This is a genomic window from Brevibacterium sp. 'Marine' (genome assembly GCF_012844365.1).
In the GTDB taxonomy this organism is placed as follows: domain Bacteria; phylum Actinomycetota; class Actinomycetes; order Actinomycetales; family Brevibacteriaceae; genus Brevibacterium.
In genome coordinates this window covers 501,340-526,083 of record NZ_CP051626.1, presented here as the reverse complement: position 1 = coordinate 526,083, position 24,744 = coordinate 501,340, and the positions used below count along the sequence as shown (strand labels likewise).

Genomic DNA, 24,744 nt, shown 5'->3' with positions numbered 1-24,744 from the left:
CGACAGGGCAAGGTTCGCTGAACTAAAACCTATGTAACTGTTTCTTTAAACGCCCTGGACGTCGAATTGGACAAACCGCGAGCGCAAAGTGAATTGCCCCGAAAAGCCTGAAGTTGAACGTCTCCCCCTTGAAATGTCACGGCTTCGAGGTCTCTCTGAGCGGGCGGATCTTCGGTGGTACGCCCGACGGGTCATCAGAATACTATCAATTCTAGATGTTTAAGCAACAGGTTCTTGGCAACATTTGTGACACGGACCACTCACCGGCTCCTCTGCGAGGCCGACAGCGTCAGCCGCATCGTCCGTGACGCCTCAGAAATACACCGCCAGCGGGCCTCGAGGACCGTCGATGACGTCGACGGGGGTGTCGAACACCCGGGACAGCACTTCGCCGGTCATGATCTCCTCGGGCGTGCCGAACTCGACCACCGCACCGTCTTTGACCGCACAGATGTGGTCGGCGTAGTGACCGGCGAAGTTGATGTCGTGGAGGACGATGACGATGGTCCTGCCCATCTCGGCGGCGGCCCGGCGCAGGTGCTGCATCATCTGCACCGATCGCTTCATATCGAGGTTGTTCAACGGCTCATCAAGCAGCACGTAATCGGTGTCCTGTGCCAGCACCATCGCCACGTAGGCGCGCTGCCGTTGCCCGCCGGAGAGTTCGTCGATGAATCGGTTCTCCAGCTCACCGAGCTCGAGGAAGTCGATCGCCTGCGAGATGATCTCCTCATCGGCAGCCGTCAGGCGTCCCTTCGAATGCGGGAAGCGACCGAAGCCGACGAGCTGGCGGATCGTCAGCCGAGTGATGAAGTGGTTCTCCTGCCGCAGTATGGATACGATCTTCGCCAGGTCCTTGGACTTCGTCGACGACACATCGAAACCGGCCACCGAGATCGCACCGGAATCCATCCCGAGCAGCCGCCCGATCATCGTCAGCAACGTCGACTTCCCCGCACCGTTCGGCCCGACCAGGGCGGTGACTCCCCCGGCCGAGATCTGCAGGTCGACTGGCCCGATCGAGACCTCGTCGTCGTAGGATTTGCGGACCGATTCGAGCGTGATCACAGGCGCCCCTTTCGCAGGATGACGAGCAGGAAGGCGCCGCCGCCGACGATCTCGATGATGATCGACACGACCCCCTCGGCGTAGAAGATGTTCTTCATGACGAAGTACGCCCCACCGAGGACGACGAACCCGAGGAGGGCGGCCATCGGGAAGAGACGCTTGTGGTCATAGGTGTCGGCGAACTGGTAGGCGAGCATCGCGACGAGGAAGCCGAGGAAGATCATCGGTCCGATCATCGACACGGACACCGCCATGAGGATGGAGACGAAGAAGAGGACCTTGAGCAGCTCGCCCTTGAAGTTGAGCCCCAGATTGCTCGTCATGTCCCGCCCCAGCGCCATCACATTCAGGCGTGAGGAACAGAGGTAGAGCCCGAGGCAGGCCAGCACACACAGTGGGATCGACACCGGCAGGTAGCTCGAATCCGAATTCGAGATCGACCCGAACAGGCGTGCGGAGAGGATGTCGAACTCGCTCGGCGTCAGCGTCCGCTGCATGAATGTCGCCACCGATCCGAGTCCGCCGCCGATGACCACGCCGATGAGCAGCATGAGCGCCACCGAGGAATGCCGCCCCGACAGCAGCCACCCGTAGAGCGCCAGCGACAGCCCGACCATGAGAATGAGTTGGACGACGAAGGGCACGAGTCCCTTGAGCTCGACGATCGCCGTGACCCCGAAGAAGTACATCGCCGAGGTCTGGATCGCCACGTAGAGGGATTCGAATCCCATGATCGAGGGCGTGATGATCCGGTTGTTCGTCACCGTCTGGAAGGCGACCGTGCCGAACGACTGGCACAGCGCGACCAGGGCGATGACGACGAGGTTCGTCAGCCGCAGCTCCGCGATCAGCCAGAACCCGGGGTCCGTGATCGGCATCGGATTGTCCCAAGCCAGGATGCCCAGAGCGATCCCCGCCGAGGCGACCGCCAGCACGGTGATCATCGTCCAGTACCGCCGCACGGACTTCGCCGTCGGCAGCGGACCCGACGGCCGCTGAGCGGGTGAAGACCCTCGCCGAGGCGGCCGAACGACCCGTGCGTCCGCACCGGCACGATCCGTGCCGGTCAGGTCAGTGACGGCGGAACGATCTCGGTCAACCGCCTCGGTGACGGTGGAACGATCCTGGTCCGTTACGTCAGTGACGGCGGCACGATCCGTGCCGGGAACGTCGGTGGCCGCGGTCGGGTCGGCCGCCTCGGTGCCGGTGTCGACCGGGGATTCGTCCTTCGCGCGCATCGGCACTCACCCGACCTTCCGCTGACGCAGCAGCAGGGCGACGAACACGGCTGCGCCGACGACGCCGAGGATGAGGGAGACGGGCACTTCGAAGGGCATGACGATGATCCTGCCGATGAGGTCGCAGACGGTGACGATCGCGATGCCGAGCAGGCACACCCAGGGCAGGTTCGAGCGCAGGTCGTCGCCGCGGATGAGCGAGACGATGTTGGGCACGATGAGGCCGAGGAACGGCAGGTTGCCGACGACGACGGTGACCACTCCGGTCGCAATCGCCACGAACACGGTGCCCAGCAGCAGGATCTGGTTGTAGTTGAGGCCGACGTTGGTGGCGATCTCCTTGCCGAGTCCGGCCACGGTGAAGCGATCGGCGAGGATGAAGATGGCCACGACGACGGCCGCGACGATCCACAGGGTCTCGTACTGTCCGCGCAGGATCGAGGTGAAGCTGCCGGCGAACCAGATGCCCAGCGACTGCAGCATATCCGTCTGCACCGCGATGAATGTCGAGACGGCGCCGACGACGGCGCCGAGCATGATGCCGACGATGGGCACGATGAGCGAGGATTTCAGAGAGACGCGGCGGAGGAAGACGAAGAAGACGAGGGTGCCGACGAACGCGGCGATGATCGCACCGACCATCCGCGCCACGATCGAGGCGTCGGGGTAGATGATGACGGTGAGCATGAGGCCCAGCCCCGCCCATTCGGTGATGCCGGTCGTCGTCGGTTCGACGAAGCGGTTCTGGGTCAGCAGCTGCATGACCAGTCCGCACATCGCCATGGCGGCACCGGCCAGGACGAGGGCGATCGTGCGCGGGATCCGCGTGATCTGGAACATCTCCGCCCCGCCGTCGCCGCCGAAGACATCATAGACGCCGGTGAGCAGCGAGATCGCGAGGAGGATGGCAACCCCGAGGATGCCCAGCAGAAGCGGCCATCCGAACAATGGTGCCTTCGCCGAGGCGGCCCCACGTGGGGGCGAGACTTCCGTCCCGCTGGGGGACAGAACCGCCGTCCCGGCCGGGGACGGGTCGGCCGTTCCCTGTGGGGACTCAGCCGTCCGGTTGCGTCGGGCTTCGTTCCGACGGCGGGCCGCCTCGGCGAGGGTCATCACTTCTGGTCTTCGAGCTTGTCGGCGAAGTCGTTGAAGAATTCGGTGTACGTCTGGATGCCTTCGTTGAGGTAGGTGTCCTCGGGGAAGTAGACGATCTTGTCGTCCTTGATCGCAGGGACATCCTTCAGCGCTTCGGAGTCTTCGAGAACTTCGGCGGCCGGGGCCGAACCTTCGTCGCGGTCCTCTGGGGCGAAGGAGGCGTCGCGGTCGAGGACGATCATGAGGTCGGGGTTCGACTTCGCGATGGCTTCGACGGAGATGTCGTCGCCCTGGTGGTCTTCGCTGCCCTCTTCGACCTCGAGGGCCGGGTCGAGATCGAGGATGTCGAAGACGGGACCGACGGTGCGGCCGACCGATGGTGCGGCGTAGCCGATGTCGCCGGCGGACGTGATCAGGCCCATCACCTTGTCGCTGTCGTCGTAGGCGGTCTGAGCACGTTCGATGGAGGCATCGAAGTCGTCGACGAGCTCCTTCGCCTCGTCTTGCTTGCCGAAGACCTCGCCGAGCACCTCGGTCTGGCGGCGCAGTTCGGCGTCGAAGTCCTCACCGTCGCGGGGATCGAGTTCGAGCACCGTCGCGTCGGGAGCGAGCTTGGCCAGATCGTCGTGGAACTGGGCGAATCGCTGACCGTTGACGATGAGATCGGGCCCAGCCTCGACGACCTTCTCGAGGTCGGGTTCGCGGTGGTTGCCGAGGTCGAGGATCGAGTCGTCCTGGGTGTAGTCGAGGTCATCGCTCATCAGGGAGACGGCGCCGCCGCTGAGTTCGATGCCCCAGTCGCTGAGGGTCTGGAAGGTGCGATTGTCGGTGGCGACGACGGACTGCGGCGGGGAGGCGACGGTCTGCTTGCCGTTGTTGTCCTCGACCTCGATCGTCGAGCCGGAGTCATCGGCCTGCGCCGAATCGGAGTCGGCAGAGCCGCAGCCTGCCAGGGTGAGAGCGACGACGCCTGCCAGGGCGCTCAGTTGAAGGCGAGTCGAAACCATGGGGTCCCACTTTCAGGAATGAACGTATGAGAAGAGCGTGTGCACACACTGAAAGTAAGCTTAGCCTATGCTTCGAAAATAAAGTCAAAGAAGTGTGACGTTATCTGCATCACACTTGAAGTGGGATCGGGCGGGCGTACGGCGGGCTTCGCTGCGCCCTGGTCAGATGGCGGCGATGAGTCTGTCGACCTCGTCCTGGGTGTCGGCGGCGGCTGTCGGGCCGCCGGATCCTCCGCGGCTGACCTTGAGTCCGGCCTCTTCGACGATGACCGCCCCACCGGCGTAGTCGTAGATGCCCAGGCCGCGTTCGGCGTAGCCGTTGACTCGGCCTTCGGCGACCATGCACAGATCGAGTGCGGCCGAGCCGCAGCGACGGATGTCGTCGTATCCGGTCATGAGGCTCTCGAGCTTGGCCAATTGGGCGCCGCGGTTGCTCAGGGCATACGCGAACCCCGTTGCCAGGAGCCTGCCGGACAGCCCGGGCGGCGTCCCGCGCAGTCGTCGCGCCGGAATGGCGGCACCTGCCTCGCGGTGGTCGACCAGACGCCCGTCGATCCGAAAGGCGCCTAGGCCCGCGGCCGCCAGCCATGTGGCGTCCAGCCCGGGCGAGGCGACGAGTCCGATCTGCCAGTCGCCGAGTCCGAGGCCGGCGTCGTTCTCATCTGCGACCGCGCAGACGCCGACGGAGAAGGCGTGGTGTTCGATGTTGCGGACATAGTTGACGGTGCCGTCGATCGGGTCGATATGCCATTCCAGTCGCCGGCCGTCGTCCGCGATCTCATTGAGTGCACCGGTCTCCGGCTCGAAAGCGTTGAGCCCCAGCAGGAAATCCGCGGGGAAGAATTCGACCGGGTCGAGGGCTTCCGCCCCCTCTTCGCCGACCATGAGGTCGCGGGGCCTGACTCGGTTGAGGTAGCCGCGCACGAGCGCCTCGATCTGCGCGTCCGCGCGAGTGACGAGGTCGTTCGGCGAGGTCTTCGTGTCGACGACACTGGCGTCGAGGCTCGCGCCGAGCAGCGGCCTCCAGGCGAGCATCTGCTCCCACGCCATGAGTGAGAGGTCGGAGGCGATGCGGATCAGAGAGTCGTCGACGATCTCAGCGGGCAGGGATTCGAGCTCGGAGTTCATACGGCCACTCTAGACAACCCGTCGCACCCCTCGCCCGAGTGTCCGCCGACAGGCCGGGAACCACCCGGTTCCGCACCTTGTGTAACAAGACTGCAATACACCGGCGACTATGTACTTCTTGTATCTAATCCACCCCAAGGCGCCAGGAACTCCGATCACACGGCTATTCTCGCCTCCCAGAAACGCACCTGCGGTTGCCGTCACGGCACCTTGCGGCAGGTGATTTCGCAAACACACGACACGTCGAATCCTGAAGTGATTTTCGTGTTTCGAGCAGAAATCACTGGGAGAATGTGTTCGCCCAACAGGCCCATTGTCCCCGGAACGAGAATTCCCGCTTCCGGCGTCTCGATGAATCGGTCACGCAACCGTCAGAGAACGTCCATGAATCGCACAAGGGCGGTGATCCGTACCGATTACGGGTCACCGCCCTGGTTTCTGCGAGGGAAGTGCGGACACAGAGGTGGTCGGCGAGTGCCGTTCTTCCCCTGTGACTCCTGAGGTCAGGCGGGGTCGGAGACTCCGGCCTTCGGCTCACTGCGCTTGACCGGTCCGTGCCTGCGCACGATCTCCTGGACGGCCTGCGAAGAGGTGCCAGCCGCCTCGGCGATCGCACCGAAGGTCGCACCTTCTTCGCGGGCGCGCAGAATCGCCATCACATAGTCGGTGTTGATTTTCGAACGCTGCCGCGCGACCTTTCGGACGACGCCGACTAATGCGGTCTGATCAACTGTCAATTCACGAGCTCGACGAGACATGGTTTCTTCCCCTGCATTCATGTTGTGGCCCGTTGCCACGAATTGGTGTAGTCCCATTAGATACCACGAATATGTCAAGACGCCAAGAATTCCCGGATATAGGAACTCAGGCTACTGTGTAGCACCGTTCTGAGCACGTATGATAACGAACGTATAACTTTCCATGGGTCTGGATGATGACCGTCGCTCACACCTTTCCTGCGTGGACGGTATCGATGTTCCGGCAACCCAAGTGGCACAATGCGGACATGACGACTATGGCCGATCCCACTGGAGCGAATCGGGCGACCGTCGACGAAGACGAGTCCCAGACGCCGCTTCCCACCGCACTCGCCGAACAGTTCCGCGCCGCGGGCATCCGTGATTTCAGCATCGACGATACCGACCGCGCCGCGTACTCCTCCGATGCCTCGCTCTTCCGACTAGTCCCTGCCGCCATCGTCTTCCCCCACGACGAGGGCGAGGTGGCTCGTGTCCTGTCTGTTGCGCGCCGCCTCGGTGTGCCCATCACCAGCCGCGGTGCCGGCACATCGATCGCCGGCAACGCCATCGGCCGCGGCATCGTCCTCGACTTCTCTCTCCATATGAACGCGGTCCTCGACCTCGATCCGGATGAGCAGGCGGCCTGGGTGCAGTCCGGCTGCATCCACGCCCACCTGCAGAAACAGGCCAAACCGCACGGTCTGCGTTTCGGCCCGGACCCGTCCACCCACACCCGCTGCACGATCGGCGGGATGATCGGCAACAATGCCTGCGGGCCCCGGGCGCTGGGCTACGGACGCACGGGCGACAACATTCTCGCGCTGAAGATCATGCTCATCGACGGCACCGTCGTCACCCTCGATGACGCGGACGCCTCCACCACGTTCCCGCGGCTGCATGAACTCGTGGCACAGAACCTCGGCACCATCCGCACGAACTTCGGCACATTCTCCCGCCAGGTCTCCGGGTACGGACTCGAATCCCTCCTTCCGGAGAACGGCTTCGACGTCCGCCGTGCATTCGCCGGCACCGAGGGCACCTGGGGCGTCATCCTCGCGGCGAAGATGCGCCTGGTCAAGGATCCGAGCTTCACCTCGGCGGTGGTGCTCGGCTATGCGGACATGGTCGCCGCCGCCCACGATGCGCCGCTGCTGAAGGACTTCCCCGTCGCCGCCTGCGAGGGACTCGATTCGCGCATGCTCGACCGGGTCATCGACACCAAGGGCGCCGAGGCGGTCCCGCCCCTTCCCGAGGGTGCGGGCTGGCTCGTCGTCGAACTCACCGGCGAGAACGAGGCAAAGCTCGAGGCCGAGACTCAGCGCCTCATCTCCGAGTCGAAGGCACTCGACTCCGCGGTCCTCGACGCCCGAGCAGCGGCCGAGGTATGGGCGATCCGCGCCGATGGCGCCGGCCTGGTCTCGCGCACCCCCGATGGGCGCGATGCCCACGCGGGATGGGAGGATTCGGCGGTTCCGGTGGACCACCTCGGCGATTATCTGCATGACCTCATGGAGCTGCTCGAGGAGCACGGACTGTGGGCCATTCCCTACGGGCACTTCGGTGACGGCTGCCTGCACATGCGCGTGGACTTCCCGCTCGCGGATCCGAACGGCGGGCAGGTGATGCGCGATTTCATGGTCGCGGCCACCAAGCTCGTCGCGCGCTACGGCGGGTCGGTCTCCGGGGAGCACGGGGACGGCCGGGCCCGCTCCGAACTGCTGCGCCTCATGTACACCCCAGCGGCGCTCGACCTGTTTTCCCAGGTCAAGCGGCTCTTCGATCCTCAGCATCTGCTCAATCCCGGTGTCATCGTCGACCCGGACGCGCTCGACGAGTCGGTCCGCCTCACCCAGCTGCCGCTGCGTCAGGAGCTGCCCGGCACCCTCGCGATGGCCTACGAAGGCGAGTCCGCCGGTTTCGCCTCGGCGGTGCACCGGTGCACCGGAGTCGGCAAGTGCCGTGCGGATTCGGCGGCCGGCGGCGGCATCATGTGCCCGTCGTACCAGGCCACACGGGATGAGCGGCATTCGACGCGAGGGCGTGCGCGAGTGCTGCAGGAGATGGTGTCCGGGGAACTGCTCGAGCCTCGCTGGGACTCCCCCGAGGTGCACGAGGCTCTCGACCTGTGCCTGTCGTGCAAGGCCTGCGGGACCGAGTGCCCGACCGGCACGGACATGTCCACGTACAAGGCCGAGGTGCTCTACCAGTCGTACAAGGGCAAGCTGCGGCCGATGAAGCACTATTCGCTCGGGTTCCTTCCGCAGCTCGCCCGTCTCATCACTCCTCTCGCACCCGCGGTCAACCGGGTCTCGGGGCTGCCGGGGCTGACGACGCTGGCGAAGAAGATGGCCGGCATCGACGTCCGCCGGTCGATTCCGCAGTTCGCGGCCACGCCGTTCAGGAAATGGTGGGCCACCACCGCCGAGGCGGCACCGAAGTCGCGTGCGAGCGCCGAGTCACCGGGCGCGGATTCGTCGCCGGCCGCGGACTCGCTGCCGCCCACGGCTGAGGTCGTGCTGTTCGCCGATTCCTGGTCGAACCATTTCGCTCCGCGCATCCTCGCCGCGGCCGTCGCCGTGCTCGAGCAGGCCGGGGTTCATGTGCGGGTGATCGATCAGACGGTGTGCTGCGGACTGCCGCTCATCTCGACCGGTCAGCTCGATGCCGCGAGGGCGAATCTGTCGGAGACGATCACCGCTCTCGATGCCACGGGAGATGTGCCGATCATCGGCGTCGAACCCTCGTGCTTGGCAACGCTCAAGGACGATTCGCTCAAGCTCGTCGCTGATGAGGCCTCGCACCGAGTGGCGAACCGGGTGCAGACCCTGGCTCAGTATCTGCTGAGCATCGGCGCCGAACTACCCGACCTGTCCGGAGTCGAGGCGCTTGTGCAGCCGCACTGCCACCAGTCGGCGATCTTCGGCAACGCGGCCGATCAGGAACTGCTGGCCCGGGCCGGAGCGGATACGGAGTTCCTCGGCGGGTGCTGCGGTCTGGCCGGGAACTTCGGCGTCGAAGACGGTCATTTCGAGACTTCGGTCGCCGTCGCCGAGGTGGCTCTGCTGCCGGCGCTGCGCAGACGCGGACGGGTCACCGGGGTGGAGGCTCGGGCCGATTCCGATACCGTCACCGTTTCCGATACCGATACCGATACCGATACCAATGCTTCAACTCATCGTGCGACGGAGGCTGTCTCAGATGCTTCGCGCGCTCGTGCCACGGGATCCGGCGCGGACGGGCGGCTGCAGGTCGTTCTTGCCGACGGGTATTCGTGCCGCACGCAGATCACGGATCTCAGCGACGCCGCGGGGGTGTCGCTGGCAGAACTCCTCGCGTGGGGGTGGGGGCTGGAACCGCGGCGATGAGTCCGAGGTCAGGGCCGCCTCGGCGAGGTTTCAGGCCCTGGCAGTCGCCTCAGGCCTTGGCCGTCAGCACCGGGACCTCGGCTTCGAGGAGGATGCGCTGGGCCTGCGAGCCGAGGATGAACTTCCCGATCGCCGAGCGTTTGCGCAGGCCGATGACGATGAGTTGGGCGTCGTACTCCTCGGCGAGATCGTTGAGCGTGCCGGGCAGATCGTCTTCGTGATCGGGCTGGAGCACCTCGACCTCGACGTCCGATTCCCTGCCGAGGTCGACGATCCGCTTGATCTCATCCTCACCGATCTCGGTCGGAGCTCCACTGGCACCTCGTCGCTGTGAGTTGATCACGACGGCAGCGCTCGACCGCAGTTTGGCCTCTGCGAAGCCCGCACGCAGAGCAGCCTCACCCTCGGGAGCGGGTAGGTAGCCAATGAGAATCGTCATGGCCCCCAGTATATGGACTCATCCATGATTCGTTCATTTCGGGATCACTCTACGGTCAGGTAACCGCCACCCCACTCCCCCAATTACTACCTGACGGGGGCCCAGCAACCTCGCGCGAGGTTGCTCAGCCGCCGTCAGGTAGTCCTGGGGGAGTGGATGCGTCGACGACCGCCTGCGCTCGTGCGGCGTGGTCGCGCAGGGACTCGATGAGTTCCGGCGGATGGAGCACTGCGATCTCGGCGGGGATGGCCGCCAAGGTGGCCGCGACCCACCTGAGGTCCCAGAATCCGCAGGTGATGCGCACACCATCGGCCGCCTCGGTGATGGTGGCACTCCGGGTGGGGAACCATTCCTTCGCTTCCTGCGCCGAGGCGGGGGTGCGCAGCACGACCGTGTGCGGATACGCGGTGGTGGTGACGGCGGCGGAGACGGCCGCCTCGGCGTCGGGGTGGTCCCGTGGGGTGAAGCTCAGGGTCGTCGCGTGGACCCGGTCCATGCGATCGAGGCGAAAGACCCGATGATCGTCGCGGTCGAGGTCGAAGGCGAACAGATACCAGTGCGCGCCGAGGACGACGAGGCGGATCGGCTCCACACGACGCACGGACGTGCGGCGGGCATCGTCAGGGCCGTCATCAGGGCTGTCGTCCGAACCGGACCGATACGGGATCGGTTCGGCAGTCGGTGCATTTGGCGCGCTCGTGACAGAGAGGTCGTCGGCCCCATTCCGCCGCATCTTCCGATAGTCGAAGGTCGCGATCGTCGACGCGTTGATCGCCGAGGAGAGCGTGATGACCGCATCGATGTCGACTCCGGGGACGTTTCCCTCGGACACGGACACGGCCGCCGCGATATCCGCGACGGCCGTGCGCATCGCGGGCGGGAGCCTCTCCCGCAGCTTGGTCGTCGCCGAATCCGCATACTCGGTGTCCAGGCCGGCCCCGCGCAGGAGTGCCAGCCCCACCGCGGTAGCCAGCGCCTCCCCCGCCTCGAGCTGCAGAGGCGGCAGCACCGTCCGCGATTCGGCGCGGTAGCACCCGGCAGCACCCGTGCCCGAGGAGATGATGTAACCGAGAGCGCGCAGTTCGGCGATATCGCGGCGGATGGTTCGTGGGGTGACGTCGAAGCGGGCGGCGAGCTCGGCAGCTGCGTACCCACGCCCAGATGCGAACATGCCGAGCAGAGCCAGAAGCCTCGCCTCCGAGCGCATCGCACCTCCGGGTTGAATTCGCTCAAGTGGATTCCGATCAGACTGAAATCCCGATGCGGACAGTATATGTCCGCATAGCGGCCCACGATGGGATCACCGGCGCAGCGAATCGACTGCGGCGGACATGCCAAGCGGAGACCTCATAAGGAGAGACCATGCCGTTCTTCACCCCTTCCGTCACGACCGAAGCCGATGCCGCCTTCACATACCTCACTCAGCAGTGCAGGCAGCTCAAGCTCACGTCGCTGGGCCTGACCGATGCGCAGGCTCGCAGCACGCCGACGGCCAGTGGATTGAGCATCCTCGGGCTCATCGTCCACGGCGCCCAGGTGGTCAACAACTGGCTCATCCAAGTCAAGGATCCGACTCGAGAGGTCGGAGAAGACGACTACCGGACGGTCAACGAGAAGGTGGGGCTGACGCTGATGTTCGACGGGTCGGCCCTCCCCGACCTCGACATCGACGAGGCGGTCGCGATCTTCGACACGGTCATCGACGGGATCGAAGAGGCTCGCTCGGCTGTCGAAGAGGCTGGGACCGACCTCGGCACCGAAGTGCCGATGCCGGACAACCCGTGGATGCCCGATGACTTCGATATGACCGTGCGGTGGATCCTATGGCACCTGGCGACCGAGATCGCCCGCCATGCCGGTCACGCCGACATCATCCGCGAATCGATCGACGGGGCGATCGCCTACCAGCTCAACGCCGAGGCCGACGGTGAGCCGTGGCCGCCCGAGGGTACGGACTGGTCCTGAGCCCCCACAGAACCACCGAAACCCCCAGAACTACCTGACGGCGGCCCAGCAACCTCGCGCGAGGTTGCTGGGCCGCCGTCGGGTAGTAATTGTTAGGCGACGAAGGCTTCGCTGGTCTTGGACACCCGGTCGACCAGGTGGTCGGTGTAGGCCGGCATGGTGAGGAACTCGGCGAACTCCTCGCCCAGAGCCGTCTCGCGGAAGATCTCCACGGCCTCATCGAAGTGGTCATCGGCACGGCGTGGAATCAGCGCCAGCTCCTCGCCGAGGTAGCGCTCCACCAGACGCGAAGTCAGCTGCTGACCGTTGTCCAGAGTCACCTCGTGGCGGATCCACTGCCAGATCTGCGAGCGGCAGATCTCGGCCGTCGACACGTCTTCGAGCTGGTTCTCCAGAGCCACGTGCCCGTTGCCGCCGAGCCATTCGTTCATGTACCCGATGGCCACGCGGATGTTCACGCGCACACCCTCTTCGGTCACGACGGGTTCGAGACCGGTGATGTCGAGGATGTTCTCGCTGGTCACCTGCACATCGGGGCGCTTGTTCTCCAGCTGGTGCGGAGCTGATCCCAGAGCGGCGTCGAACACGGCCAGAGCAGCCGGAACCAGTGCCGGATCGGCCACCCAGGTGCCGTCGAAGCCCTGCCAGGCCTCGCGGGCCTTGTCCTCACGCATGCGCTCGAACTCGGCGGCCACGAACTCCTGGTCGGGATGATCGGCCATGAGGTTGGACATGGTGCCGATCGCGTGTGCTCCGCGACGGTGGCAGGTGGCCACGAGGCGGTCGGTGAAGGCCTTCATCAGCGGCAGGTCCATCGTCAGACGTTCGCGATCGGGCAGAACGTAGTCGGTGGTGTTGCGCAGGTTCTTCACCACGGAGAACAGGTAGTCCCAGCCGGCGGCCTCGAGGCCGGCGCAGTGCTCGCGCAGCTCGAAGAGGATCTCTTCCATCTGGAACACCGCGGTGATCGTCTCGATGTGAGCCGTGGCCCGGATGGTGCCGTGCGGAATGCCGAGCATGTTCTGCGCCAGGACGAACACCTTGTTCCACAGGCGTGCCTCCTGCGAGGACTCGAGCTTCGGCAGGTAGAAGTACGGGCCGGAGCCGTTGTCGATGAGGTGGCGGGCGTTGTGGAAGAAGTACAGACCGAAGTCGACCAGCGCTCCGGAGGTCGAGAATTCCTGGCCGTTGTCATCGACGTAGATCAGGTGCTTCTCGGGCAGGTGCCAACCGCGGGGGCGCAGCCCGATGGTCGGCTGGTTGTCGTTGTTGACGCCGGGCAGCTGTCCGCGGATGGCGCGGAAGAGGTTGACCTGCCCGCCGATGACGTTGGCCCAGGTGGGGCTCGTGGCGTCTTCGAGATCGGCCAGCCACACCTTCGCCTGCGAGTTCAGTGCCGCCACGACCTCATCCTCGGTGACCGGGCCGGTGAGTTCCACGCGGCGGTCTTCGAGGCCGGGGGCACCGGCGGATCCGGCGACCGACCAGGAGCGGTCGGCTCGGATGCGTGCGGTCTCGGGCTTGAAACGGGGGAGGGTTCCGCCGTTCATCTCGGCCGCGCGGGCCCGGCGCGTGCGCAGCACGTCGCAGATGGTGCCGGCGAACTCGTCGTGGAGCTTGGCGATGAACGTCAGAGCAGGCTCCGAAAGGACGGTGCCGAAGCCGGCTTCGAGCGGCGCGTTGATCTTGATGTAAGACATGGGCTTCTCCTCACCCGTCGTAGTGTGTGCCTGGAATGTGCGGCTGGTTCTGTGGGGGATCCTCGCCGAGGCGGCTGACACTTGTTCGTGAGCGTTCCCGTGGGATCGTGGCGGGGTTGTCGTTTCGTCTGTGGTGTGACGGAGCGGATCGACAATGTAAACCCCGTGAAAACACTGCCGATCCGCCCCGGGTTCTGGGTGGGTTCATCCCCGCTGGTCAGCGGAGTGCGAACCCGGTGCGGCTCAGTGGAACTGAGCGGTTTCGGTGGAGCCGGCCAGTGCGGTGGTCGAGGACTCCGGGTTGACCGCGGTCGAAACCAGGTCGAAGTATCCGGTGCCGACCTCGCGCTGGTGGCGGGTCGCGGTGTATCCGCGGTCTTCGGCTGCGAACTCGCGTTCCTGCAGGTCGACGTATGCCTTCATCTGTTCGCGGGCGTAGCCGTGAGCCAGATCGAACATCGAGTAGTTGAGAGCGTGGAAGCCGGCCAGGGTGATGAACTGGAACTTGTAGCCCATGGCTCCGAGCTCGCGCTGGAACTTCGCGATGGTCGCATCGTCGAGGTGCTTGCGCCAGTTGAACGACGGCGAGCAGTTGTAGGACAGCATCTGGTCCGGGTACTCGGCGTGGATCGCCTCGGCGAACTTCTTCGCAGCGTCGAGGTCGGGAGTCGAGGTCTCCATCCACAGCATGTCCGCGTAGGGAGCGTAGGACAGTCCGCGGGCGATGCCTGCTTCGATGCCGTTGGTGATCTTGTAGAAGCCTTCGGCGGTGCGCTCACCGGTGACGAACTGCTGGTCGCGCTCGTCGATGTCCGAGGTCATCAGCGTGGCTGCCTCGGCGTCGGTGCGGGCGATGACGAGGCTGGGCACGTTCTCGACGTCGGCCGCGAGGCGGGCGGCGTTGAGGGTGCGGATGTGCTGCGAGGTCGGAACGAGGACCTTGCCGCCGAGGTGGCCGCACTTCTTCTCGGATCCGAGCTGATCCTCGAAGTGCACACCGGCTGCGCCGGCGGCGATCATCGAGCGCATGAGTTCGTAGACGTTGATCGTGCCGCCGAAGCCTGCTTCCGCGTCGGCGACGATCGGAGCGAACCAGTCATCGACCTGCTTGTTGCCTTCCGAGGTCTCGATCTGGTCGGCGCGCATCAGCGCGTTGTTGATGCGGCGGACGACCTGCGGGACCGAGTTGGCCGGGTAGATCGACTGGTCGGGGTAGGTCTGACCGGCGGCGTTCGCGTCGGCGGCGACCTGCCAACCGGAGAGGTAGATGGCGTTGAGGCCGGCCTTGACCTGCTCGACCGCCTGGTTGCCGGTCAGCGCGCCGAGGGCGTTGACGTAGTCCCCGGAGTGGATGTCGCCGGCAGTGATCTGGTTCCACAGGCGCTCGGCTCCGTGACGGGCCAGCGTGTGCTCTTCGATCAGCGAACCGCGCAGTTTGACGACATCCTCGGGCTCGTAGTCGCGAGCGATTCCCGACCAGCGGGCGTTGGTGGCCCAGTCGCGGCGGATGGCTTCAGCATCGTGCAAGCTGTTCTGCGTGGTGTTCTCAGTCATTGTCCTTCTCTTTCTCGATCTCTCGGGGTTGTTGATGTATCCAGTCTGCGGGGGCCGCAAGGGCTCTCGCATTGAATTTCTGGATGAATAATCTCGATATTTCCGGTTTCAGAAATTTCACGGTTCTGTCATACTGTTTTTCACGACTGTGAACCAGCCCACAGAAACCGAGGGAGGCGCCTTGAACAGCGTTGGCGCGGAAGTTGAGAGCGAAGACCAGCAGACCGACCCGCTCAGCATCGGCAGAAGAATCCGTTTTTTTCGCAAGAAGCGTGGTTTGACCCTCAACGAGCTGGGGCAGGAAGTGGGGCGCGCAGCGTCCCAGATCTCGACGATCGAGAACGGCAAGCGAGAAACTTCTGTCACGCTCTTGGCCGCGATTGCGAAGGCACTGAAGACAGATGTCTCCGAGCTCATCGATCCGGCTCCGATCGACGAACGTCAAGCCCTCGAGTTGGAGGCCGAACGCAATCAGGCCTCCCCCATGTACTCCGCACTCGGCCTGCCGCAGGTGCGGATCAAGTCCCTGCCGGCCGATGCCCTCGAAGCGATCGTGGGTCTCCAGCGGCAGCTCGGCGAAGCCCTCGAACGGCGTGCGGCCACCCCGGAGGAAGCGCGTCGGGCCAATCGGGAGCTGCGGGATCGGATGAGGGAGAAGAACAACTACTTCGCCGACCTCGAGGCCACCGCCGCCGAGCTGCTCGACCTCGTCGGCTACGAGTCCGGAACGGTCTCACAGCGGCAGACGGCGCTCATCGCCGAGAAGCTCGGTTTCAGCCTCCACTACGTCTCCGACCTGCCCGAATCGACCCGGTCGATCTCGGACACCGCGAACAAGCGGCTGTATCTGCCCAATGCCGATGCCGCCTTCGATCCGCGTTCTCACCTGCTCATGAGCCTGGCTCCGCATGTCCTCGGCTATGACTCCCCGAAGGACTTCCACGAATTCCTCCAGCAGCGCGTCGAGGCCAACTATCTGGCTGCCGCGATCCTGCTGCCCGAGTCCGCGGCCGTCCCGATGCTCGAGGAGGAGAAGAAGAAGCGAGTGCTCTCCGTCGAGCATCTGCGCGATATGTTCGGCGTCGGCTACGAGATGGCCGCCCACCGGTTCACGAACCTCGCCACCGAGCACCTCGGGCTGCCCGTGCACTTCATGAAGGTCCACAATTCCGGCACCATCCACAAGGCGTATTCGAACGACGGACTGCCGTTCCCCACCGATCCGCTCGGTGCGATCGAGGGACAGTTCGCATGCAAGCGCTTCACCTCGCGCACCGTCTTCCGCGTCGCCGACCGCTTCAGCCCGTACTACCAGTACACCGATACCCCGCACGGATCGTTCTGGTGCACAGCCCGCGTGCTGCCCGGCGGCGACTTCGCCATCAGCGTCGGCGTCCCGTTCTCCCATGTCCGCTGGTTCGAAGGTCGGGAGTCACCGATCCGCTCGCAGTCCGGATGCCCGGATCCGTCCTGCTGCCGGCAGGCCCCGGACGATCTGGCCGAGAAATGGGAGGATCAGGCGCTGCCCTCGGCCCGCATGCACGCCTCCCTCCTCGCCGCGGTTCCGCCCGGTGCGGTGCCCGGAGTCGACGACACCGAGGTCTACGAGTTCCTCGAACGCCATTCCGGCTGATCGTCGACATCGATCGACGATGCAGGAACCCCTCGCCGAGGCGGGACTTCCCGGAGGCCGGTGAGCCCGGGTCAGGTGCCGGGCATCGGGTGTGACGATTCCGTGTCGACGAGGCTCAGCGGGTCGTGTTCTCGAAGGCCCGATCGACGATCGTCTCGGCGATCGCCAGCGCCGAGGTGGCCGCCCACTTCGGCACGGACCTGACCATGGTCAGCCTGCCGCGCTTGGTCACAGTGAGTTCGTCGATGAGTTCGCCGTCGGCGGTCATCGCCTGAGCGCGGACTCCGCGGGTCCCGGGGACCACCGTGGTCGGGTCGAGCTCGGGGACGAAGCGGCGGATTCCGTCGACGAAGGCGGTCCTGCTCACCAGGGGTTTGACTCCGCGGGCCACTGTCTTCGCTGTCTGCGCGGCGAACTTCCAGAATCCCTTGGATCTGGCGGTCGAGCTGATATCGGCGAGGTCGAATCCGTGGCGGTCGTAGGTTTCGCGGCCGAGGGCCACGAAGGTGTTCGGTCCGAGGATGAGCCCGTCGTCGAGTCCCCGGACGATCGAGGTTTCGGTGAAGGGGGCCTGCGGGTCGGGAACGGATCCGACGATGCCGCGGACCACCTCGGTGCCGGTGGGGGAGTCTGTATCAGCAGCAGGGATACGGTAGAAGTCGCTGGTGAAGGGCACGATCCTCGGTTCGGCATCGAGCCCCGCGGCGGTCGCGAGGCGATCGGCCTGGAGGCCGGCGCAGACGATGACGATGTCGAAGGCACCGAGCACTTCTTCGACGGCAGCGTCCCGAACCGAGCCGTCGCGGCGTGACTTGCTGGGTGTGTCACCATCGCGCGATCTTGCGCCACCAGTGCGTGAGTCCTCTCGACGCGACCAGGAGTCCGAGAGCTTCTGCGTCCACTCGCCGATCGTCGATTCGGCCTGTTTGAACCAGTCCTGCCCACCGAAGCGATCGCGCAGCTCGTCGCCGATGCCGATGACGGGTTCGCGGCTTTCCTCCCCGCGGTAGGTGCGCGGCCGGTCGCGGACCTGTTCGTCGCGGCTGTCATGAGCGTCGGCATTCTCCGCGCCGCGACCGTCAGGGCCGGCGGCGCCATCGTGTTCGTCCCGCTCGTCGGCAGTGCCTTCACCCCGGGCGCCATCGCCGGATTCCGAGGCTGCGGCCGCATCCCCCGCCGGCAAGTCTTCTGCCGGGACCGGGCGCCCACGCAGTCGGACTTCGTTGCTCATGGCATCGACGCCGGTGACCTCGGTGCCGAAGCGGAATGTCCCTCCGGCGCCGCGCACATCGGAGGCGAGCGCCGCGGTGAGCGCCGAGAAGTCAGCAACGGCCGCATGGGGTGAGAAGAGTCCGAGGACTCCCCTGACGGCCGGTTCGACGGCTCCGATCTCGTGGCGTTCGAGCAGTCGCGCTCCGGGGACCTCATTGTCCTTGGCGCGGGCGAAGATCTCTTCGAGTCGTTCGGCTTCGTCGGTGTTCTGGGCGATGAGCAGCTGACCGCATTCCCGGTAGGGCACGCCGGCTTCGGCCATATAGGGGAGGAGCAGCTGGAGGCCCCGCTTGGTGAGTTCGGCTGCGGCCGAACCGGGCTCCTGATCGAGTCCGGAGTCGACGATTCCGGAGGTGTGACCGCTCTGATGTGCGGCGACGGCATCTGCTTTGTCGAAGACGGTGACCTCGGCGGCGGGGAACCTCATGGTGACTTCGCGGGCGGCGGCGACACCGAGGATGCCGGCACCGACGACGGCCACTCGTGAAATACTCATACAGCAATCTTGGCACCGTTCGGGGTGAAGGAGAAGGATGACGACCGTCTTGGAGTGGCCGGGCAAGGCCGCCGCCTTCGCCCTCGGCCACCGCCTCATCGCAGATGCCGACACCGAGCCCGGCCCCGGTGAACCGGGACCCGAGCCCCGCCTCGGTGAGGGTGATACGGAACGCGAGCCCCGCCCCAGCGCGGGTGACGAGGGACCCGAGCCCCGCCTCGGCGCGGGTGCCCGTCGTCCGCACCTGCGCAAGGTCGACGGATCGAGTGTCGCTCCCGATCCGCGGGAGAATCTTTTCATCGTCGGGGACAACCTGCCGGCTCTGCAGGCGCTCCTGGCCACGCATCGCGGGCGGGTCAAGGTCGTCTACATCGATCCGCCGTACAACACGGGCAATGCGCACACCTACAAAGATCACGGACACGATCACGCCAGTTGGCTGTCCTTCATGACTCCGCGGCTGCTGCTCGCGCGCGAGCTCATGCGCGACGATGGGGTGCTGTTCCTCCATCTCGACGACAAGGAGAGCGCGTGGGCGCAGCTGCTCGGGCACGAGATCTTCGGTGAGGACAATTCGCTGGGCACCCTCATCCATCAGCGGGCCAAGGGCGGGGGCAATGCGCGCTCCTTCGTGCGCGGGCACGACTATGTGCATGTCTGGGCCCGCGACGCGAGCCGGGTCGGGCCGTTCCTCACGGAGAAGAAGTCGCCGGCGAAGCTCGAGGTCATCGATGGCAGGCGGATGCTCGTGGAGACCGATGTGCTGCGCGCCGGTTTCGGCCGGTATGCGCGCGGGTCGGAGCGGCGGCTGATGTATGAGGACATCGTCGCCGTCAAAGGCGAGAGGAAACTCGCCGAGGTGGACGCGAAGCTGGCATCGGGCGAGTACATCCTCAGGTCGTGGGGAACCGAGGGCAAACACGCGGTGGTGCGGGTGACGCCGGCGGAGAAGGCGAGTTCGAAGATGTACTCGATCATCAAGGCGCTCGGCGGGCAGAACGATCTGGAGCCGCTGGGTCTGGCGGGGGTGTTCAGCTATCCGAAGCCGGTCGAGCTGGTCAAGGCGCTCGTGGCCTCGCAGACGTTCTTCGACCCCGATGCCATCGTCCTCGACTTCTTCGCCGGATCCGGGACCACGGCGCAGGCCGTGATGGAGGCCAATTCGCGCGACGCAGGTGCGCGATCATTCGTGCTCGTGCAGACCCCGGAGCCGCTGCGGTCGAAGACGGCGAAGGCCGTGGTGGTCGGTGACGGAACGGGCCGGACCGGCGACGCCGAGTTCCCGACGATCAGCGAGCTCACCGCCGAACGCATCCGCCGCGCAGCCGCAGCCCACTCCCCCGGCCTGGACTTCACCCAGCTCGAGGTCGACGACGGCGAATAGTGGGCCACCCTACCCACCAGCCGGACACCTGAACACGACTCAGGTCAGCAGGAGCACCGTTCGCACCGCGAGTTCCGGACGATGCGTGACGGTTTTCAGGCGCTGCCCCCGCACGGATCGTCCGAAACTCGGCACAAGCACAGGTACAGGCAGGGGTTCGCGCGCCCAGATACCCAGATACCCAGATACTGGAACCCTGCACGGCACCGGTTCTGAGACTCTGCGGGCGAACAAGCGGACTCCTCAGACAGCATTCGGGTCGGAGTCGTAGGCTCGAGGTGAGCCAGCTGCTCACCGACAACCACTGCCTCTGATGAGAAGGAGCAATCATGTCAGTCGTCGCCATCAACGCGCTCTCCGTCCCCGAACCAGCTCGCGCTGAACTCGAAAAGCGCTTCGCCGAACGCAAGCATTCGGTCGACGGGGCTCCCGGCTTCGAAGGCTTCCAGCTGCTGCGCCCGGTCGCCGGCGGGGACCAGTACTTCGTCTACACCCAGTGGGCGACGAAGAAGGACTTCGAAAACTGGAAGCAGGGCCGCTCATCCTCGCACGAATCGACCGGCAGGGCCCCGGTCTCCGAGCAGGCGAACCTCCTCGAGTTCGAGGTCGTCGACCTCGGCGACTGAAGCCTGCACCAGCGCCCGGAGCGTACGCGCCCGACTCCGGGGCCTCCTCGTCGAAGGACCCTTGAAACCTCAAGCGCCTCCTCGGCGCGGTAATACCAATTGCCCGAGGACGTCGGCCTAAGCGTCGGCGTCCTTGTCCAATTCGCTGAACGCTTCGACTTTCTTCGGGCTGCCGGCCACGAGGATCTCATCGTCGGCGTAGAGGGTGACATCCCGGTCGGCGATGTCCCAATGGCCGCCGCCGCGACGTTTGAACGCGACGATCGTGACGTCATACGTCGAGCGCAATCCCAGCGAAGCCAAAGGCACGTCGGTCGTGCGCACCGGCGGGGTGGTGCGCGCCAGGACGAAATCCTCGTCGATGGGCAAGAAGTCCGAGATATGCCCCCTGATCAGGTGGGCCAGCCGGCGGCCCATATCGTTCTCGGGGCTGATGACGTTGCCGATGCCCAGCTGGTGGAGGATCTCCGCATGGGTTTCGCTGATCGCCTTCGCCCAGATGTGCCGATTGCCGAGCTTGAGGATCCGCGACGCCACGAGGATGCTCGCCTCGAGGTCGCTGCCGATGGCGATCACGACGCGGGAGACCTCGTCGATGCCCAGCTGTCGCAGCACCACCTCGTCGGTGGCATCGGCGCGGGAGGCGTGGGCGAGGACGTCGGCGAACTCGGCCACGACCGATTCGTCGCGGTCGACGCCGATGACCTCGACTCCATGCTCGGCGAGCTCACGTGCCAGTGACCCGCCGAAGCGGCCGAGCCCGATCACGGCCACCGCACCGTCCCTCGCCAGCGGCGAGGGGTCGCCGGTGAAGAACGACGCGGACCGCGCCATCCAGTTCTTCTTCTCGTTCATGGTCTTTTCCTCTCCGGCCCGACGGCCTCAGCCGATCAGCGGGCGTTCCTTCGGCAGTTCATAGCGGATGGGGCGCTCGCGCAGCGCCAGCCCGGAGGCGACGGTAACCGGGCCGAGCCGGCCGAGCACCATGGTCAGGATGAGCACGATCTGGCTGGGGCCGGACAGATCCGCGGTGATCCCGGTCGACAGTCCGACGGTGCCGAAGCCGGAGATGACTTCGAAGAGGACCCGGCTGAGACCGAACCTCGGGTCGACGAGCAGGATGACCATCGTCGCTGTGAGCACCCAGCCGAGCGCCAGAACGATGACCGTCGTCGCCTGTCGGTGCACGTCACGGGAGATGCGGCGGCCGAAGAGGGTCACGGCGCGGCCGCCGCGGATCTCCGTCCACGTCGTGGCCGCGAGCACCGCCATCGTCGTGATCTTGACCCCGCCCGCGGTGCCGGCCGGGCCGCCGCCGATGAACATGAGGATGTCCGTACCGAACCACGACACCGTGTGCATCTGGCTGATGTCGATGGAATTGAACCCGGCAGTGCGCGTGATCGTCGACTGGAAGGCCGCGGCCTGGATCTTCCCCCAGGCATCGAGGTGGCCCATCGTCGCTGAGTTGTTCCATTCGATCGCGGCGATGAAGACGGTTCCGCCGATGAGCAGAACCGGGGTGAGCACGACCATGATGCGCGTGGTCAGGCCCCATTTCAGCGGGGTCCGATACCGGCGGAAGAGTTCGATGAGGACGGGATAGCCGAGCCCGCCGAGGATGACCGCCAGTCCGATCGGACCGCAGATGAAGGGGTCGGCCACGTAGTCGATGAGGCTGTCCTGACGAAGCCCGAATCCGGCGTTGTTGAACGCCGAGATCGCGTGGAAGATCGCATCCCAGAGCGCGGCCGTGACGGGTTCGTCGTAGTGGAAGTAGAACCGGAGGAACAGCGCCGAGGCGACCACGACCTCCGTAGCCAAGGTCAGAGTCGTGATCCGCAGGACGAGCGGTTTGACGCCGCCGATCGCGTCGCTCTTCGTCTCCGAGGCCACGGATTGGCGCAGCCTGAGGCCGGCTTTTCCGGCCAGCAGCAGGGCGAGCAGTGCGGTGAGCAGGAGCACGCCGAGGCCCCCGGCCTGGATGAGGCAGACGATGACGATCTGACCGAAGAGCGTGAAATCCTGACCGGTGTCGAGGACGACGAGTCCGGTGACGCTCAGCGCCGAGGTGGCCGTGAAGAGGGCCTTGAGCAGTGAGATGCCGCCGTCGGCGACGGTGGCCGCCGGGGTCATGAGCAGAGTGGTTCCGGTGACCAGTGCTGCCGTGTAGCCCGCGATGACGCGGACGATCGCTGCGCGATGTGAGCTGTGCACCTGACGAAATGTAGCACCATCGCAACGGTTCGGCGTCCCGCGCAGACAACTCACCGGTAACGGTCAGAATCCTGCTACTCTGCCTTATCGGAACTGCCGTGATTCGGCTCACGCCGGCGGCACGGCCCAGCATCAGTTCGTCCGTTCACACAGAAGTGTCGAGGTACCCATGAGTCAATCGCAGGCAGCAACAACGGATCGAGGCCACGGCTTCGTCAAAGCTCTCGGTTCGATCGATGCGCTCTTCATCGGATTCGGCGCGATGATCGGCTTCGGCTGGGTCGTGCTCACCGGCGAGTGGCTGTCCGGCGCCGGCACCTTGGGCGCCATCCTCGCCTTCGTCGTCGGCGGCATCATCATGTGCTTCGTCGGCACCGTGTACTCCGAGCTCGTGGCCGCCATGCCGCACGCCGGCGGTGAGCACAACTACCTGATCCGGGCGATGGGACCGCAGGTGTCCCTCTTCGGTTCTTGGGCGATCACCGGCGGCTACATCAGCGTCGTCATGTTCGAAGCCGTCGCCGTGCCGAAGACCGCCCTCTACCTCTTCCCGAACCTCGAGTTCGTCAAACTGTGGACGATCGCCGACTTCGACGTGTACCTGACCTGGGCGCTCGTCGGCACCGTCACCGCGATCATCATCTCCTGGATCAACATCCGCGGTGTGAAGATCGCCTCCCTCGTCCAGACCTTCGTCGTCTCCTTCCTCATCATCGTCGCCCTCATGCTCCTGGCCGGCGGCTTCACCGGCGGCGAGGCCGCCAACACCCAGCCGCTGTTCACCGGCGGCGGATCCGGCTTCATCGCCGTCGTCGCGGTCGTGCCGTTCCTCTTCGTCGGCTTCGATGTCATCCCGCAGTCGGCGGAGGAGATCAACCTGCCGCCGGCGAAGATCGGCAAGCTCGTCGTCATCTCGGTGCTCATGGCGATCACCTTCTACGTCATCGTCATCTGGATGACGTCTCTGGCGATGCCCGCCTCCGACCTGGCCACGCATGACCTCGTCACCGCGGATGCGCTGTCGGCCATGTTCAACTCCGCCGTCTGGGGCAAGATCGTCATCGCCGGCGGTCTGGCAGGCATCATCACCTCGTGGAACGCGTTCCTCATGGGCTCGTCTCGCCTGATGTGGGCGATGGCCGTGGCCGGCATGATCCCGGCCTGGTTCGGCAAGCTCCACCCGCGCTACCGCACTCCGGTCAACGCGATCCTCTTCATCGGGGCACTGTCAGCCCTCGCGCCGTTCCTCGGCTCGGCGGCGCTGGGCTGGATCGTCGATGCGGGGTCGCCTGCGATCGTCATCGCCTACTTCCTCGTCAGCGTCGCTTTCCTGGTCCTGCGCAAGCGCGAACCGGCGATGGACCGACCGCTGCGCATCGGAGGCAAGGGCAACTCCGGTTTCGCCATCGGTGTCATCGCGGCCGTGCTCACGCTCGTCCTCTTCGTCCTCTATCTGCCGATCACCCCGGTCTCCGCACAGCTCGCCTGGCAGTCATGGGCGATGTTCGGCCTGTGGCTGGTCATCGGAATCGTCTTCATGTTCCGCCTGCCCCGCGGAGTCAAGGCCGGCCCGAACGCCGAGAACGAACTGCTCGCCAAGGTCAAGGCGCTGCGCGGAAAGTGACCGCGGGCGCGTGGCCGGGCGACCGGCTGGCCCAGGCGCATCCGTCACCGCCAGTCGCACTTCGCACAGTCAGTAGAGCGCCCCTCACCGGTGCCGGCACCCCGCACCAACCGCCGCACCCCTCACCCTCAGCAGCAAATCACCCCTTTGCAACGGGGTGGTGAGCTGCTGACGGTGAGGGGTGCGTAAGTAT

At 65.5% G+C, this 24,744-nt stretch carries 19 protein-coding genes; 6 read left to right on the top strand and 13 right to left on the bottom strand.

The genetic code is table 11. The features are described from left to right. Window positions 1-312: 312 nt before the first annotated feature. From HF684_RS02320 to HF684_RS02295, 6 genes are all read right to left on the bottom strand, one after another. Window positions 313-1,068, bottom strand: coding sequence for an ATP-binding cassette domain-containing protein (locus HF684_RS02320; RefSeq protein WP_169251179.1), 756 nt, complete (start codon window positions 1,066-1,068; stop codon window positions 313-315). Continuing rightward, a complete protein-coding gene (locus tag HF684_RS02315; protein WP_248279084.1) occupies window positions 1,065-2,312 on the bottom strand; it encodes an iron chelate uptake ABC transporter family permease subunit in 1,248 nt (415 codons plus the stop codon). Before HF684_RS02315 ends, HF684_RS02320 begins: the two co-directional genes overlap by 4 nt. Beyond that, window positions 2,313-3,419, bottom strand: coding sequence for an iron chelate uptake ABC transporter family permease subunit (locus tag HF684_RS02310; RefSeq protein WP_169251178.1), 1,107 nt, complete (start codon window positions 3,417-3,419; stop codon window positions 2,313-2,315). Continuing rightward, window positions 3,419-4,408 carry an ABC transporter substrate-binding protein gene (locus HF684_RS02305; protein ID WP_169251177.1) on the bottom strand — a complete coding sequence of 330 codons (990 nt, stop codon included), beginning with the start codon at window positions 4,406-4,408 and terminating at the stop codon, window positions 3,419-3,421. Before HF684_RS02305 ends, HF684_RS02310 begins: the two co-directional genes overlap by 1 nt. A gap of 162 nt (window positions 4,409-4,570) precedes the next feature. Further along, window positions 4,571-5,536, bottom strand: coding sequence for an inositol monophosphatase family protein (locus HF684_RS02300; RefSeq protein ID WP_169251176.1), 966 nt, complete (start codon window positions 5,534-5,536; stop codon window positions 4,571-4,573). 503 nt (window positions 5,537-6,039) lie between these two features. Next, complete coding sequence (locus HF684_RS02295) at window positions 6,040-6,192, bottom strand: hypothetical protein (RefSeq protein WP_169251175.1); 153 nt, start codon at window positions 6,190-6,192, stop codon at window positions 6,040-6,042. A gap of 350 nt (window positions 6,193-6,542) precedes the next feature. Here HF684_RS02295 and HF684_RS02290 point away from each other — a divergent pair, with 350 nt between their 5' ends. After that, window positions 6,543-9,641: an FAD-binding and (Fe-S)-binding domain-containing protein gene (locus tag HF684_RS02290; RefSeq protein ID WP_248279083.1), complete on the top strand. Its 3,099-nt coding sequence runs from the start codon at window positions 6,543-6,545 to the stop codon at window positions 9,639-9,641. Between the two features lie 49 nt (window positions 9,642-9,690). On the opposite strand, the gene HF684_RS02285 is transcribed toward HF684_RS02290, so the two are convergent. Both HF684_RS02285 and HF684_RS02280 read right to left on the bottom strand, forming a co-directional pair. Then, on the bottom strand, window positions 9,691-10,080 hold the full coding sequence (locus tag HF684_RS02285; protein WP_169251174.1) for a universal stress protein: 390 nt from the start codon (window positions 10,078-10,080) through the stop codon (window positions 9,691-9,693). 124 nt (window positions 10,081-10,204) lie between these two features. Next, window positions 10,205-11,287, bottom strand: coding sequence for a WYL domain-containing protein (locus tag HF684_RS02280; protein ID WP_169251173.1), 1,083 nt, complete (start codon window positions 11,285-11,287; stop codon window positions 10,205-10,207). Window positions 11,288-11,442: 155 nt separating this feature from the next. On the opposite strand from HF684_RS02280, the gene HF684_RS02275 reads away from it, so the two are divergent. Continuing rightward, window positions 11,443-12,045: a DUF664 domain-containing protein gene (locus tag HF684_RS02275; protein ID WP_169251172.1), complete on the top strand. Its 603-nt coding sequence runs from the start codon at window positions 11,443-11,445 to the stop codon at window positions 12,043-12,045. Between the two features lie 92 nt (window positions 12,046-12,137). On the opposite strand, the gene aceB is transcribed toward HF684_RS02275, so the two are convergent. Together aceB and aceA are read right to left on the bottom strand one after the other, a co-directional pair. Beyond that, on the bottom strand, window positions 12,138-13,745 hold the full coding sequence (gene aceB / locus HF684_RS02270) for a malate synthase A (protein WP_169251171.1): 1,608 nt from the start codon (window positions 13,743-13,745) through the stop codon (window positions 12,138-12,140). A 243-nt stretch (window positions 13,746-13,988) separates the two neighbouring features. Then, on the bottom strand, window positions 13,989-15,299 hold the full coding sequence (aceA, locus tag HF684_RS02265) for an isocitrate lyase (protein WP_169251170.1): 1,311 nt from the start codon (window positions 15,297-15,299) through the stop codon (window positions 13,989-13,991). A 148-nt stretch (window positions 15,300-15,447) separates the two neighbouring features. Here aceA and HF684_RS02260 point away from each other — a divergent pair, with 148 nt between their 5' ends. Further along, complete coding sequence (locus tag HF684_RS02260; protein ID WP_348981421.1) at window positions 15,448-16,932, top strand: helix-turn-helix domain-containing protein; 1,485 nt, start codon at window positions 15,448-15,450, stop codon at window positions 16,930-16,932. A gap of 115 nt (window positions 16,933-17,047) precedes the next feature. Here HF684_RS02260 and HF684_RS02255 read toward each other — a convergent pair whose 3' ends face one another. Then, the gene (locus HF684_RS02255) at window positions 17,048-18,700 is read right to left on the bottom strand and encodes an FAD-dependent oxidoreductase (RefSeq protein ID WP_248279081.1); all 1,653 of its coding nucleotides are present in this window, start codon (window positions 18,698-18,700) and stop codon (window positions 17,048-17,050) included. A 37-nt stretch (window positions 18,701-18,737) separates the two neighbouring features. Here HF684_RS02255 and HF684_RS02250 point away from each other — a divergent pair, with 37 nt between their 5' ends. Then, window positions 18,738-20,084 (top strand): site-specific DNA-methyltransferase, encoded by a 1,347-nt coding sequence (locus HF684_RS02250; RefSeq protein ID WP_248279080.1) that lies wholly within the window; start codon window positions 18,738-18,740, stop codon window positions 20,082-20,084. A gap of 329 nt (window positions 20,085-20,413) precedes the next feature. Further along, entirely contained in the window at window positions 20,414-20,710 is a 297-nt protein-coding gene (locus HF684_RS02245; protein ID WP_169251169.1) for an antibiotic biosynthesis monooxygenase, read from the top strand. 117 nt (window positions 20,711-20,827) lie between these two features. Here HF684_RS02245 and HF684_RS02240 read toward each other — a convergent pair whose 3' ends face one another. Next, complete coding sequence (locus HF684_RS02240; RefSeq protein WP_169251168.1) at window positions 20,828-21,565, bottom strand: TrkA family potassium uptake protein; 738 nt, start codon at window positions 21,563-21,565, stop codon at window positions 20,828-20,830. 27 nt (window positions 21,566-21,592) lie between these two features. After that, window positions 21,593-22,927: a potassium transporter TrkG gene (locus HF684_RS02235; RefSeq protein WP_169251167.1), complete on the bottom strand. Its 1,335-nt coding sequence runs from the start codon at window positions 22,925-22,927 to the stop codon at window positions 21,593-21,595. 169 nt (window positions 22,928-23,096) lie between these two features. Here HF684_RS02235 and HF684_RS02230 point away from each other — a divergent pair, with 169 nt between their 5' ends. Next, complete coding sequence (locus HF684_RS02230) at window positions 23,097-24,551, top strand: APC family permease (RefSeq protein ID WP_169251166.1); 1,455 nt, start codon at window positions 23,097-23,099, stop codon at window positions 24,549-24,551. Window positions 24,552-24,744: the final 193 nt, after the last annotated feature.